The sequence below is a fragment of the Sphingobacterium sp. R2 genome (assembly GCF_040760075.1).
In the GTDB taxonomy this organism is placed as follows: Bacteria; Bacteroidota; Bacteroidia; order Sphingobacteriales; family Sphingobacteriaceae; genus Sphingobacterium.
Genome location: NZ_CP142884.1, coordinates 4663112 through 4677076, shown reverse-complemented (window position 1 = coordinate 4677076; position 13965 = coordinate 4663112). Strand labels below are relative to the sequence as shown.

Annotated in this window: 16 protein-coding genes; 10 read left to right on the top strand and 6 right to left on the bottom strand. The window is 38.5% G+C overall.

Annotated features, from left to right (window positions below; genetic code table 11):
- Window positions 1–852 carry an ATP phosphoribosyltransferase gene (hisG, locus tag VXM68_RS19665; protein ID WP_293954793.1) on the bottom strand — a complete coding sequence of 284 codons (852 nt, stop codon included), beginning with the start codon at window positions 850–852 and terminating at the stop codon, window positions 1–3.
- A gap of 473 nt (window positions 853–1325) precedes the next feature.
- Between hisG and VXM68_RS19660 the strand changes: the two genes are divergently transcribed.
- The 3 genes from VXM68_RS19660 to VXM68_RS19650 all read left to right on the top strand — a co-directional run bounded on the left by VXM68_RS19660 (window position 1326) and on the right by VXM68_RS19650 (window position 4389).
- A complete protein-coding gene (locus VXM68_RS19660; protein ID WP_367209769.1) occupies window positions 1326–1916 on the top strand; it encodes a phosphatase PAP2 family protein in 591 nt (196 codons plus the stop codon).
- A gap of 16 nt (window positions 1917–1932) precedes the next feature.
- Window positions 1933–3009 carry a Gfo/Idh/MocA family oxidoreductase gene (locus VXM68_RS19655; RefSeq protein WP_293954797.1) on the top strand — a complete coding sequence of 359 codons (1077 nt, stop codon included), beginning with the start codon at window positions 1933–1935 and terminating at the stop codon, window positions 3007–3009.
- A 132-nt stretch (window positions 3010–3141) separates the two neighbouring features.
- Window positions 3142–4389: a hypothetical protein gene (locus tag VXM68_RS19650; RefSeq protein ID WP_367209768.1), complete on the top strand. Its 1248-nt coding sequence runs from the start codon at window positions 3142–3144 to the stop codon at window positions 4387–4389.
- 100 nt (window positions 4390–4489) lie between these two features.
- Here VXM68_RS19650 and VXM68_RS19645 read toward each other — a convergent pair whose 3' ends face one another.
- Entirely contained in the window at window positions 4490–5113 is a 624-nt protein-coding gene (locus VXM68_RS19645) for a 7-carboxy-7-deazaguanine synthase QueE (RefSeq protein WP_294182655.1), read from the bottom strand.
- A gap of 646 nt (window positions 5114–5759) precedes the next feature.
- Here VXM68_RS19645 and thrS point away from each other — a divergent pair.
- From thrS to VXM68_RS19620, 5 genes are all read left to right on the top strand, one after another.
- On the top strand, window positions 5760–7685 hold the full coding sequence (gene thrS, locus VXM68_RS19640; protein ID WP_367209767.1) for a threonine--tRNA ligase: 1926 nt from the start codon (window positions 5760–5762) through the stop codon (window positions 7683–7685).
- A gap of 11 nt (window positions 7686–7696) precedes the next feature.
- The gene (infC, locus tag VXM68_RS19635) at window positions 7697–8257 is read left to right on the top strand and encodes a translation initiation factor IF-3 (RefSeq protein ID WP_075993338.1); all 561 of its coding nucleotides are present in this window, start codon (window positions 7697–7699) and stop codon (window positions 8255–8257) included.
- 39 nt (window positions 8258–8296) lie between these two features.
- A complete protein-coding gene (gene rpmI, locus VXM68_RS19630) occupies window positions 8297–8497 on the top strand; it encodes a 50S ribosomal protein L35 (protein WP_002993964.1) in 201 nt (66 codons plus the stop codon).
- 98 nt (window positions 8498–8595) lie between these two features.
- Window positions 8596–8940 (top strand): 50S ribosomal protein L20, encoded by a 345-nt coding sequence (gene rplT, locus VXM68_RS19625; protein WP_046674462.1) that lies wholly within the window; start codon window positions 8596–8598, stop codon window positions 8938–8940.
- Between the two features lie 208 nt (window positions 8941–9148).
- Complete coding sequence (locus VXM68_RS19620; RefSeq protein WP_367209766.1) at window positions 9149–9499, top strand: DUF3060 domain-containing protein; 351 nt, start codon at window positions 9149–9151, stop codon at window positions 9497–9499.
- 60 nt (window positions 9500–9559) lie between these two features.
- Here the strand turns inward: VXM68_RS19620 and rimK are convergent, their stop codons facing one another.
- From rimK to VXM68_RS19600, 4 genes are all read right to left on the bottom strand, one after another.
- Entirely contained in the window at window positions 9560–10495 is a 936-nt protein-coding gene (rimK, locus tag VXM68_RS19615; protein WP_293954807.1) for a 30S ribosomal protein S6--L-glutamate ligase, read from the bottom strand.
- Between the two features lie 58 nt (window positions 10496–10553).
- Window positions 10554–10991: an ATP-dependent zinc protease gene (locus VXM68_RS19610; protein ID WP_367209765.1), complete on the bottom strand. Its 438-nt coding sequence runs from the start codon at window positions 10989–10991 to the stop codon at window positions 10554–10556.
- 64 nt (window positions 10992–11055) lie between these two features.
- Window positions 11056–12234: an AIR synthase related protein gene (locus VXM68_RS19605; RefSeq protein ID WP_367209764.1), complete on the bottom strand. Its 1179-nt coding sequence runs from the start codon at window positions 12232–12234 to the stop codon at window positions 11056–11058.
- Between the two features lie 53 nt (window positions 12235–12287).
- On the bottom strand, window positions 12288–12770 hold the full coding sequence (locus VXM68_RS19600; RefSeq protein ID WP_367209763.1) for a DNA-deoxyinosine glycosylase: 483 nt from the start codon (window positions 12768–12770) through the stop codon (window positions 12288–12290).
- Between the two features lie 97 nt (window positions 12771–12867).
- Between VXM68_RS19600 and VXM68_RS19595 the strand changes: the two genes are divergently transcribed.
- Together VXM68_RS19595 and VXM68_RS19590 are read left to right on the top strand one after the other, a co-directional pair.
- On the top strand, window positions 12868–13731 hold the full coding sequence (locus VXM68_RS19595; protein WP_294182643.1) for an SPFH domain-containing protein: 864 nt from the start codon (window positions 12868–12870) through the stop codon (window positions 13729–13731).
- A 10-nt stretch (window positions 13732–13741) separates the two neighbouring features.
- Window positions 13742–13927, top strand: a complete 186-nt coding sequence (locus VXM68_RS19590) for an Arc family DNA binding domain-containing protein (RefSeq protein ID WP_367209762.1) — start codon at window positions 13742–13744, stop codon at window positions 13925–13927.
- Window positions 13928–13965: the final 38 nt, after the last annotated feature.

Below are 13965 nucleotides of genomic sequence, written 5' to 3'. Positions count from 1 at the left end.
TTAAAGAATGATTTTTTCAACGGGCATCACAACGATACCTTGGGCACCTTCAGCTTTTAATTTGTTGATCTTATCCCAAAAGTCATCTTCGGTGATAACGGTATGTACGGCTACCCAGCCTTCTTCTGCCAGTGGAACAACCGTAGGGCTTTTAACGCCGTGGAGTAAAGAAGTAATAGCTGGCAAATTCTTCTTTTCGACATTCAATACCACATATTTGGTTTCTTTTGCTAAAAGAACAGATTCGATGCGTTGTACTAATTCAGTCAAAACTTCATTACCCTCTAATCCTTTTCTTCCCACCAAAATTGCTTCTGAATTTTTAACATCAGCAAAAGGTTTTAAACCATTGCTTTTTAACGTTCCACCCGTAGATACGATATCACAGATTGCATCACTAAGGCCCAAGCCTGGGGAAATCTCAACGGAGCCAGATATCAGACGGATGTCTGCATTAATATTGTACTCGTTTAGAAAGTTCCTGAGTATATTTGGATAAGAGGTCGCGATTGCTTTACCATTAAGGTCTTTAATGTCCTCAATGCTACTATCTTTGGGGATAGCTAATTTCAATGTACATTTTCCAAAACCGAGCCTCTTGACGTATTCTACTTTGGATTCAGTCTCGTCAATGATGTTTTCACCGACTATACCGAGATCGGCTATGCCTTGTTCTACATAACCCGGAATATCATCGTCTCTTAGAAATAATATCTCCAACGGGAAGTTACCTACAGTGGTGATTAAAGAACTTTTGTAGTTTTCGAAGTCTAAACCACAATTTTTCAGTAATTGAACAGATTTTTCGTTTAACCTACCCGATTTTTGGATAGCAATTTTAAGATTTTTCAACGCTTTATAATGTTAGCAGTAAATTATTAATAATAAGAAATCAAACAAGAGGGAAGGTATTCTACGTAAGAACACATTAAATTAACATATCGCCACAACGGCGATGATGGAAATGAAAATGATGTACGTAAGTATAAACCATGTTTGTATTAATAACTGTAAGCAAATGTATAGTAAATTAATTGGAAATCCAAGGCCATCATTTTAAAATTGTCATCTAAACAGGCTTATTATTTAAATGAATTCTAATTTGGATACAAAAATAAGTGGTAAATATAACGAGTGTCGACTACATGCAAATCTTGGCGTATGACCATACTGATTTGATGGCTTGGAGTATACAGTTTAGTATACTTTACAGACCAGTAATGAGTTTGATTCAAATTTAAACGTCTTTAATAAGGTAACAACTCACATAAATTTCCTTACTTTTAAGGGGTGAAGAAATTATAAATAGAGAGATTAATTACTGGATGAAAAGATTAGTTTTTATTTTTGTTTGCTGGTTGAATTGTTCCTATATCGGTGCTTTAGCGCAGGAAATACCTGCTTCTACATTAGATATCCGGATATTGGAGTCGATTGCTGAAACCAGGACTGTGCCGCAAACACAAACATTTAAAGTGCTTTCTGATATCAATAATTATGTTCAGATTGCAGTTCCCGTCGGTTTACTGGTTGCCGGTGCAGTCAATGATGATAAAATAATGCGTCAGAATGCTTTGTATGTTGCTAGCAGTACGGCTGTAACTGCTTTGGTGAATGTGGGTTTGAAACATTTGTTTAAGCGCAGTAGGCCTTTTAAAAAATATCCTAATTTCATCTCGGTTCGTACGGCTAGTGGATATTCCTTTCCCTCTGGGCATACGTCTTCCGCTTTTGCTACCGCATCTGCTTTTTCACGTGCCTATTCGAAGTGGTACGTCGTCGCTCCCTCCCTTTTATGGGCAAGTAGTGTTGGTTATTCACGGATGTATTTGGGCGTACATTTTCCTACCGATGTATTGGCTGGTGCTGCACTGGGAACAGGAGCAGCATTCGCTTTAGATGGATTAAAGAGATAATATAAAATGAAAAAAAATGGTGCAACAGATTGTTAAAATATTAGTTGTTGGATGTGGAAATATGGGCGCATCTCATGCAAGGGCTTACCACGATTTAGATGGCTTTCAAATTGTAGGTCTAGTGGCTCGTGGAGAGAGCAAAAGTAAGCTGAATGAAGAATTGGGAGGAAACTATAGCTTATTCTCGTCTTATGAACAGGCACTTCAGGAAACGAAACCGGATGCGGTGTGTATAGCCACCTATCCAGATACACATAAAGATTATGCTATAAAAGCCTTTCAAGCTGGGGCTCATGTCTTTATCGAGAAGCCTATAGCTGAAAACGTAATTTCAGCACAGCAGGTAGTGAATGCAGCAATAAAATACGATAGAAAATTGGTTGTTGGTTATATCTTGAGATACCATCCATCCTGGATCAAGTTTATCGAGATTTCTAAAACGATGGGAAAGCCACTTGTCATGCGTATGAACCTCAATCAACAGAGTCATGGATATATGTGGGATGTGCATAAAAATTTAATGTCTAGCTTAAGTCCCATTGTTGATTGCGGGGTCCACTATATTGATGTCATGTGTCAAATGGTGGGCGCAAAACCATTGTATGTATCTGCAATAGGTGCACGATTAACTGATGAGATTCCAGCTTGGAACTATAACTATGGGCAACTTCAGTTGCATTTTGAGGACGGTTCTGTAGGATGGTACGAAGCTGGATGGGGACCAATGGTGAGTCAGAACGCTTTTTTTGTAAAAGATGTTTTTGGACCAAATGGTGCAGTTTCCATTGTCGCTAACAAAGCCAGCGATGAGGGGAAATCGGATTCGGTCGCCTCCCACACACAGACGGAAAGCCTAAGAATACATTATAGTGATTTAGATTCAGCCAATGAATTTAAGAAGCCCGATGAATGGATTAACTTATCGGATGAGCCTGATCATCAAGAATTATGTAATCGGGAGCAGCTATTCTTTCTGCGAGCAATTTTAGAGAATTTGGATCTTACTGATTCAATGGAAGATGCTATTAACAGTCTGCGAATCGCTTTGGCATGCGATGATGCTGTGAAAACTAGATTGATGATAAAGTTGTAGTGCTTTTTCATAAACTATCTGATGAATATTGCGCTAGAATATATAGCAACAAAGCGCTTAAATAAAAAAATAGCTTAAAAAATAGACTTTTTGGTCTGTCTTTTGTTATTTAGCTACATATTTAACATTCTTATGAATACTTTACTCAAAGTTGCACTATTATTTGGATTATCAATTTCGACAACTTATGCGCAAGATAAGCAATGGCAGATGGAGTTGGTTTTTAAAGGTGAAATGTCGCCTGAAAAGTTTGAAAATGAAGTTCCAGAATTTGCAAAGGAGTTTTATGAGCCATTTTTGAAAGGAAAAATGGCTTATCGGAATGTAGAGGTTTTGGCTGATGCCGATTATTCTTCCACTATAGTGAATCGAAAAGCCCATGCTGTTTTAAATCGAAAGTTAGCAAAAACTTATTCGTATTCATCAGGAGATGATGTCGTCACTGCTGAATCATATCATCCATCTTATAAGATTGTTGGTGTAAAGCCGGAAGAATCCGAAGGCCCTTATGTGCAGCTACAAGATATGGACGAAATAGAATCAATAGCGGGCATCACCTGTAAAAAAGCAAAGTTGTTTTTCAAAAACAATGCGGATTCGGCTATCGCAACCGTTTGGTATTCGGAAGCAGTACCGACTTATTATTTGACTGCCTTTCCATTTATAAATGATTTGCCTGGTGGTGTGCTTAAATTGTCTTTAGGTGAAAGCAATGAGCTTGGTTTCGAAACAACAAAAGTGGCTAATACATCTTTTGTTGCAGACTTTCAATTGCCTAAAAACGCGAAGGTTATTGATATCTCCGGCGGAGATAATGATAGCCAGGCAGAAGATGTCGGTTTATTTGAAGATACTTTCCCATTGGATAAATCACTAAAATGGACGATGGTTAAGGATAAAAATACCAATGACGAATATTATGGTATAAAAAACATGGCAGGAGAAGAAGTATTTCCTTGCTCTCTTTTCTCTTTAGCATACTTTAGTGAGCAAACTGCCATTGTTTCAGATAAAGATAATTATTTTTGGTTATTGGATAAGAAGGGGGTAAAGGTAAATAAAGAAGGATTTGACTGGCTGACGCCTGCAAATCAAAAAATTGCCATATTCCAAAAAGACGGTAATTTTGGATTGGTCACAGAAGAAGGGAAAATTCTGATCGATAAGAAAGAAAACATCAGTAAATTTTTGGACAATTATCTGATGTTCTCTGAAAATGGGAAAAATGGATTGCTGGATGAACATGGAAAGATTATATTAGAAGCGAATCTACTATTTCTAGATGCTGATCACGTCGGGAATGTTTTGATTCGCGAGAAAGAGGGCGAAGAAACGAAGAAGATGGACCTAAATACTTTCTTAAATGCTTATGTTAAGTAATTTTAATTCCTTACCATCTATGTTTAGCAGTTACAAAAAAAGGCTTTCATACTATTGAAAGCCTTTTTTTGCAACCGCTAATTGAGAAGCAATTCAATTATTAGGGAATATTTAAAAACTTATGTGTTTGTAGCGAAATATCCCATTTCGGATTTTCTTTTACGTATTCAATAATAAAAGGGGTCATTTCTTTGGATTTTGACCATTCAGGTTGAAGATATAATCTGCAGTTTGGTCCAACGAGTTGTGCGTATTCTTCTCCCCATGCGAAATCGCTTTTATTGAAAACGATCACTTTCAGTTCACCAGCAGCTTCTAATACATCTTTGCGAGGCGCTTTGAATTTCTTCGGCGATAAACATATCCAGTCCCATTCACCACTCAGTGGATACGCACCAGAGGTTTCAATAAAGGTTTTAATACCTTCCTGATGAAGCCCTCTCGTTAGGTAATCCAAATTATAGATAAGTGGTTCTCCACCTGTAATGACAACTGTTTTGGCAGGATATTTCTTTGCGTTTTCGATAATCGAATCTGCTGTTGTAAGCGGATGTATAGAAGCATCCCAGCTTTCCTTTACATCGCACCAATGGCAACCCACATCGCAGCCCCCCAATCGTATGAAATAAGCAGCAGTCCCGGTGTGGTAGCCCTCACCCTGAATAGTGTAAAATTCCTCCATCAAGGGCAATAGTGTTCCGTCTTCTGGTACTTGATTTGACATAGTTAAAATTTCAGTCTGCAAAAGTAGCAAATATTAATGAGATGCTCAATTTGTCAATTGGCTTTTATTAACTCACTATCATTTTTTAGTCATTTCAATTCACAACTGGATTTATTTATCAGATTAATTACAGCAAACCGTTTTTGGAAGGGTAATGGTAATCTCTACAGCGAGTCAAATAGATATCACATAGTATACTAACAGCGAGAAAACACTCCTTTCAAAGGGAGATAACAGGGGGGTAACTTGGGTATACCCCTGTTAACCCCCTGTTATCTCCCTGTTAACCCCTTGTTAATACCCTATTAATGCTTAAAGTGGCATAGAGCAATTATCAAAAATTATTCTAAAGCGTGAAAGTTCATTCTTGGCCATAAAAAGGAAGTCCCAATCGAGTTTGAATAGCATGCGCAAGAGAAAAATCATAATGAGACCAGAGATGTATAACGGATTTAAATGATGGGTGGTGGTGAAAGGAGGGGTGGGAAACGTATAGCTCGCGCTCAGCACAAAGTCATGTTATTTATCAGAATTTTTACTAAATTTGTGACACAATTTATTTATTGAAAACGTAAGTGTAATAACATAATTGTACATGTTGTTTTATGTTTTCTATTTTTTAACAATTTAAAGATCATAGTTGTAAATGATTAAAATTACACTACCGGATGGTTCCGTAAGAGATTATCAACAAGGGATCACTGCTGCAGAGATTGCATTGTCAATCTCAGAGGGGCTTGCAAGAAACGTCCTTGCTGCTGAAGTAAATGGTGAAGTATGGGATTCTGCCCGTGCTATTGAAGATGACGCTACTGTCAAATTATTGACCTGGAATGATACCAAAGGTAAATCTACTTTTTGGCATTCCTCTGCTCATTTATTGGCTGAGGCTTTGGAGGCACTGTATCCTGGGATTAAATTTGGTATTGGCCCCGCGATTGAAACTGGATTTTACTACGATGTTGATTTTGGTGATCGTGAATTCTCGTCTGATGACTTTAAAGCGATCGAAGACAAGATGCTGGAGCTGGCTAAACGGAAAGAAACATTTGAACGTAAAGCTGTTTCGAAATCGGATGCATTGTCTTACTTTACTGAAAAAGGAGATGAGTATAAGCTAGATTTAATCAAAGACTTGGAAGATGGAAAGATTACTTTCTATACACAGGGGGAATTTACAGATTTATGTCGCGGTCCTCATATTCCGAATACTGGGTTTATCAAAGCGATTAAATTGACGAATGTTGCCGGTGCTTACTGGAGAGGTGATGAGTCTCGCAAACAGTTGACACGTATTTATGGTGTTACGTTCCCTAAGGCATCGGAGCTTACAGAATATTTGAAGTTTATTGAGGAAGCGAAAAAGCGTGATCACCGTAAACTGGGAAAAGAACTTGAACTTTTTGCTTTTTCTGAAAAAGTTGGTGCAGGTTTGCCTCTTTGGTTGCCTAAAGGAGCTGCATTACGCCAAAAGCTGATAGACTTCTTACAGAAAGCACAGTTAAATTCGGGGTATGAGCCCGTTGTTACGCCACATATCGGACATAAGCAGTTATATGTGACTTCTGGACACTATGAGAAATATGGCGCAGATTCATTTCAACCCATAAAGACTCCTATCGAAGGAGAGGAGTTTTTGTTAAAACCAATGAACTGTCCGCATCACTGTGAAATTTATAAAGTAAAACCACGCTCGTATAAGGACTTACCGGTTCGATTTGCTGAGTTTGGTACTGTATATCGTTACGAGCAATCTGGTGAGCTTCACGGTTTAACAAGGGTTCGTGGGTTTACTCAGGATGATGCCCATTTATTTTGTCGTCCAGATCAGGTTAAAGATGAATTCAAAAAGGTAATCGATTTAGTACTTTATGTTTTTGGAGCCTTAGGCTTTAATGATTATACAGCACAAGTGTCGTTACGTGATCCTGAGAATCGTACGAAGTATATTGGTACTGACGAAAACTGGGCTTTGGCTGAATCTGCAATTATTGAAGCGGCGGAGGAAAAAGGCTTGCCGACAGTCGTAGAGTATGGTGAAGCGGCTTTCTATGGTCCAAAATTGGATTTTATGGTGAAGGATGCTTTAGGTCGTAAATGGCAGTTAGGTACTATACAGGTGGATTACAATTTGCCTGAGCGCTTTGAGTTGGAGTATACAGGAAGTGATAACATGAAACATCGCCCTGTGATGATTCACCGGGCACCTTTTGGATCTTTGGAGCGTTTTGTAGCTGTACTGATCGAACATTGTGCTGGACAATTCCCATTATGGCTTGCTCCTGAGCAATTTATAGTCTTGCCAGTGTCAGAAAAATATGAAGAATATGCTCAAAATGTTTTGAATTCGCTAAATAATTCCGATATTCGCGGACTGATAGACTTACGTGACGAGAAAGTGGGCAGAAAAATCAGAGACGCCGAAGTGAAAAAGCTTCCTTATATGTTGATTGTAGGGGAAAAAGAGGTGGAAAATGGCACAGTTTCTGTACGTAAACATGGCTCAGTGGAATTAGGAACTATGACTGCTGAGGCATTTAGAGATATATTAATTAAGGAAATAACCGTTTAATTTTTAAACATTTGGCATTAAAAAGACCCGGTGGTCCAAGACCACCAATGAGAAAGAAAGAACCAGATCACCGCATTAATGAATTAATAAAGGTACCTGAGGTACGCTTGGTAGGAGATAATGTGGAGCAAGGAGTTTTCCCTACGCGTAAAGCGTTAGAGTTGGCTGATGAGTTGGAACTTGATTTAGTGGAGATTTCGCCAAATGCTGTACCGCCGGTTTGTAAGATTATCGACTACAGTAAGTTTGTTTACGAACAGAAGAAGAAACAAAAGGAAATCAAAGCTAATGCAAAACAGACTGTTATTAAAGAAATACGTTTCGGACCTAACTCTGGTGAGCATGATTTTGAGTTCAAATTGAAGCATGCGATTAAGTTTCTAGAAAGTGGAGAGAAAGTTCGTGCTTATGTACACTTTAAAGGTCGTGCTATTGTACACAAAGATCAAGGTGAGATTTTGTTGTTACGCTTTGCTCAGGCTTTAGAAGATTACGGTAAAGTAGAACTTTTACCGAAATTAGAAGGTAAACGTATGTTTTTGACAGTAGCTCCAAAGGCTCCTAAAAAATAATAAGAATTCTAACAGATTGATATAAAATTTATAAGTATTATGCCAAAAGTTAAAACCAATTCCAGCGCAAAGAAACGTTTCAAATTGACTGGAACAGGTAAAATTGCAAGAAAAAACGCTTTCAAAAGCCACATCTTGACAAAAAAGAGCACAAAACGTAAACGTAACTTAACACAAACAAGTTATGTATCTGATGGCGATATGGGCAACGTAAAACGTATGCTTGCTATCGGTAAATAAGTTTTATTCGATTTTATTAATAATAATTTTTTAACCGGGTATAAGGTTGTAAGTTCATTGAAATACATGACACCTTCTACCAAACTAATTTTAAAAATATGCCACGTTCGGTTAACGCAGTAGCTTCTAGAAGAAGACGCAAAAAAATCCTAGGCCTTGCAAAAGGTTACTTTGGATCACGTAGCAAAGTTTATACTATTGCTAAAAATACAGTAGAAAAAGGTTTACAATACGCTTACCGCGATCGTAAAACCAAAAAACGCGAGTTTAGAGCTTTATGGATTCAACGTATCAACGCTGGAGCTCGTCAACACGGAATTTCTTATTCCCAATTGATCGGTAAATTAAACGCTAAAAACATTGGTTTGAACCGTAAGGTTTTAGCTGACTTAGCTTTAAATAACCCAGAAGCTTTCAAAGCAGTTGTAGACGCAGTAAAATAGAGTTTTTAATCCGCTGTCAATTTGTTAGAGATATTAAAGGAGCCTTTTAGGCTCCTTTTTTTGTTATGACGGTTACTGTATCTTTTTTGGGACGTTATGTGCCAGGTAAACCCAATTCAATGCTATGTTTCATTTTAGTTCTTACTCCCCAATTCTACTCTTGATGCAATCGACGCTGTAGCCAGTTTCCAAGGCTCTAACGAACGATGTGGTTAATCAGCAGGGAAAAGTTATCTCAATTGAAGGGGTGAACAATAATCGTACGATAGAGGCCAAAGGAGGGGAGATTGTACGAATAGAAGGAGCCGACAATAAAGTGGTGATCCGTGGCAATGTGAGTAAATTGATTATTGAGGGGAAGGGGAATACTGTAACAGGGAATGACATCACAACGGTGACCATAGAGGGGGCAGACAATATGGTTAATATTGGTTCAGTAGAGACTGTTCAAATTGAGGGAGTCAAAAACCATGTCCATTATAAGTCTACGAAGAACAAAACTGGACAAGTAAAAGTGTCTACTGAAGGCGCGGATAATATGGTTATGAAAGTGAAATAGTGAATAAAGAAAATGAGCTAATACAAAAGCATTAGCCCATCGTTCAAGTATTTTTTATAATTACAATTTACTTTCTCTTTTCTTCTTTTTCTTAACGACTTTAGGCATCTGAGCCCTTTTTGCTTCATATTGTCGCTCAATGTATTGTATAATTTCTGAGGCAATATCTTTTTTTGTCGCTTTCTCGATGCCTTCCAAACCTGGAGATGAGTTTACTTCCAATACCAGAGGGCCCCTGTCAGAAGGAATCATATCCACACCGCAAACCGTTAGTCCTAATTGCGCGGCAGCAGCGATTGCTGTCTCTCTTTCGGCTTTATTTAATCGAATAATCTGGGCAGTGCCACCCCGATGGATATTTGACCTAAACTCACCCTCTTTGGCAGTACGTTTCATCGCGCCAACAACTTTGCCGTCAACCACAAAAGCCCGGATATCCGAGCCTTTTGATTCTTTAATAAACTCTTGGATCAGGATGTTGTTACCCAGGCCGTAGAACGCTTCAATAACAGAAGAGGCCGCTTTTTTAGTTTCGGCAAGTACTACACCGATGCCTTGAGTTCCTTCCAATAATTTAATGACCAATGGGGCTCCGCCAACCATATTGATAAGATCGTCTACATCGGAAGCCGTACGTGCAAACCCTGTAATAGGTAGGCCGATACCAGCACCGGATAAAATTTGTAGACACCTTAATTTGTCTCGCGATCGCGTAATGGCTTGACTGGGATTCGCAGAAATGACATCCATGACCTCAAATTGTCTAACGATGGCAGATCCATAGAATGTTACCGATGCGCCTATTCGGGGAATAATGGCGTCAATATCACTCAGATCCTGACCTTTGTAATGGATACTTGGTTTACCTTGCTGAATACCGACATAACACTTGCTGTGATCAATGACAACACATTCGTGTCCTCTTTGTTGTGCGGCTTCTACGAGACGACGAGTAGAGTATAAACTCTTTACTGTCGATAATACGGCAATTTTCACGATTTGTATAATGAGTATATTTTGTGCTAAGATAACAAAATAGCTTGGCTATTTGTTTTTATTTTGCCAAGGCCTTCACGGAGAGATTTTCTTTGGAAACATCGACCAAAAACCTTTTGTTTAAGAAGTTTTTACCCAAAAGCATGGGGTAGGTCATTTGTGATCTATTTCTAAAGGAGATTTTAATGCTAAATACCTGGTTATATAATGTTGCTGTTGTACGGATATAGTAACGCTTTTCTTCTTGGCCAAAAGAACTTTTTACGAGTTTTGTTCGATAGAGTTTTAACTTTAGTGTTTTTGTCTCTTTTGTCTCAAAATCTATGATCAGTTCGCAGAAGATCCAGTCTTGACCATCCTCATTAATGATCTTGTATGAATTGCAGTGTAGTACCGACGAGGCCGCACCGGTATCGACTTTTGCTTCTATACCATATATTCCCAATTCAGGTAAATCAAGGGTCTCTTTCCAACCCACAAGAAGTTTTTCTTTCATGTATACCAAATTGAAAATAAAATCCTTGTCTCCTAGGTATGTAGGGGACAAGGATAAAAATCTTTTATTCGTAGATAAATTCTCCGTAAGGAGAGGTTATAGTTACTTTTTTGGATGCAGATTCCTCTACACGGCCTATGATTTGAGCCGGAATCCCGAATGACTCTGAAATGGCGATGATATCCGATGCAATCGATTCAGGTACATATAATTCCATACGGTGTCCCATATTGAATACTTTGTACATTTCTTTCCAGTCTGTATAGGATTCTTTCTGTATTAATGCAAAAAGAGGTGGAATCGGGAAAAGATTATCTTTGATGACATGCACATTATCGACGAAGTGCAAGACTTTTGTTTGCGCTCCACCTGAGCAATGTACCATTCCATCAATTTGCGAACGGTACTTGTCTAGTATCTGTTTGATAACAGGCGCATAAGTACGTGTAGCGGAAAGGACTAGCTTACCTGCGGTTATTTTTTCTCCCGTTTCAACTTCAATTTCATTTGTAAGATCTTGACTTCCGGCAAAAACTAAATTGTAAGGAACAGCCGGGTCATAAGCTTCCGGATATTTTTCAGCTACTTTTTTGTTAAATACATCATGACGTGCAGAAGTTAGTCCATTGGAACCCATTCCGCCATTGTATGCCTGTTCATAGGTTGCTTGTCCATTCGATGCTAAGCCTACAATAACGTTACCGCCTTTGATGCGATGATTTGAAATAACATCTTCACGTTTCATCCGACAGGTTACTGTACTATCAACAATGATGGTGCGAACAAGGTCGCCAACATCAGCCGTTTCGCCACCAGTAGAATAGATGCCTATTCCCAAACCTCGAAGTTCCGCCAAAATCTCTTCTGTACCATTAATGATTTCAGCAATCACATCTCCAGGAATGAGGTTTTTATTTCTGCCAATCGTGGACGATAAAAGAATGTTATCGATGGCACCCACACAAAGTAAGTCATCAATATTCATGATAATCGCGTCTTGTGCGATACCTTTCCAAACTGAAATATCACCAGTTTCCTTCCAGTATACATAAGCCAATGAAGATTTGGTACCAGCACCATCCGCATGCATAATATTACACCAGTCTGGGTCTCCCCCCAAAATATCTGGAATTATTTTGCAAAATGCTTTGGGAAACAGACCCTTATCTATATTTTTTATCGCATTGTGCACATCCTCTTTCCCTGCGGATACGCCGCGTTGATTGTATTTTAAATCTGACATCTTACGGCAAAAATAAGCAATAGGACTGAATTAATGAATCTTATTCGTGTAATTTAATCACTTATTATTATCCGCCAATGTGCAATCAAATTTTCGAGATTGCATCTTGCGTTCGCTGGACTTGTGCTGGGTAAGCATCGGTAAATAATGTCTTCTCTTTTGTTGAAATGCTTTAAGTATAAACTGTATGCTTTTTGCCCGTTGAAAATAATTTGTGTAATTTTAGGGTGGGTCTCTAGCAGCTCAGCAATCGGATTGGGGCGTTCATCTTGTATGGCTAAATCCATGCTTCCAGGGCGAGAGGCTTCAGCACAAACATCCCAAAGACCAATATGGTTTCTGAGTAAGATATTTATCCGCTCTGTATAACTTATCCGCTGACGTGCATTAAACAGATATTCAATGACTTTCCAAAATCGATTTTGGGGATGTGCATAATATTCATTTTCTGCTAATGATTTATCTCCTGGTAACGAGCCAAGTATGAGCGTTTGGGTTGTGCAATTTACGATGGGTAGAAAAGATTTTTTAAGCATATTCAAAAATATAAATTTTACTATTTCATTTGAAAAATTAAAAATAGTATAGTATATTTATGATATTAAAATGATATCAAAAATATATTAACAAATTATGGAAAAACTAATTAAACCCATGTCAGGCTATTTAGCTTTATTGATAGCGGTATTTTCATTTGTAGCAGCGATATTCTCATTTGCCAACGTCGACGAAAGTTCACTGTATGTCGTATTGGGAGTAGCGTTGATGATTGCTACTTTTTTTATCCTTAAAGGACTGATGATTATTAATCCCAATCATTCCCGTGTACTCAATTTCTTCGGAAAATATGTAGGTACGGTTAAAGAAAACGGTCTGTTTTTTGTAAATCCCTTATATTCGACCATTAAAATAAGTCTTCGGTCGGATAACTTACAGGGACAGACACTGAAAGTAAATGACAAGATGGGAAATCCAATCGAGATTGGAGCAGTGATTGTATGGCAGGTAGGAGACACCTATAAAGCTGCTTATGATGTCAGTAATTATACCTCTTATGTACGCACGCAAAGTGAAGCTGCAGTGAGGCATTTGGCCGGAAGCTTTCCGTATGATAACTTGGAAGATGAAGGAGCGGAGATCACTTTACGTGAAGGTGGGGATACAGTCAATCATATTCTTGAACAAGAATTGTCTGATCGGTTGGCTCCAGCCGGGGTTATTATTAAAGAGGCGAGAATCAGTCATTTGGCTTATGCTTCCGAAATAGCAGGCGCTATGCTCCAAAGGCAACAAGCGGCAGCAATTGTGGCCGCTAGGGCAAAGATCGTAGACGGTGCTGTCGGAATGGTGGAAATGGCCCTACATAAGTTATCTGAAAAAGATATTGTAGAGCTCGATAACGAGAAAAAAGCGGCGATGGTCAGCAATTTAATGGTCGTACTCTGTGGAGAAAAAGCAGCGACACCAATTGTAAATACAGGTACTTTGTACCAATAAACGAAGTAAAATGGCGGATAAGAAAAACTTTATGCTACGCTTAGACGACCAGATGTACAAAGCATTGGAAAAATGGGCTGCAGATGAGTTTAGAAGTGTTAATGGGCAGATCGAATATCTTTTATATAAAGCGCTGCAAGAAAATAAAAGGGTGGGTACAGAAAAAAGACTGCCGATAAGAAATAACATAGAGTAAGGAATGAAAACTTGTACCTTTGGCTTCGAAATAGGCGA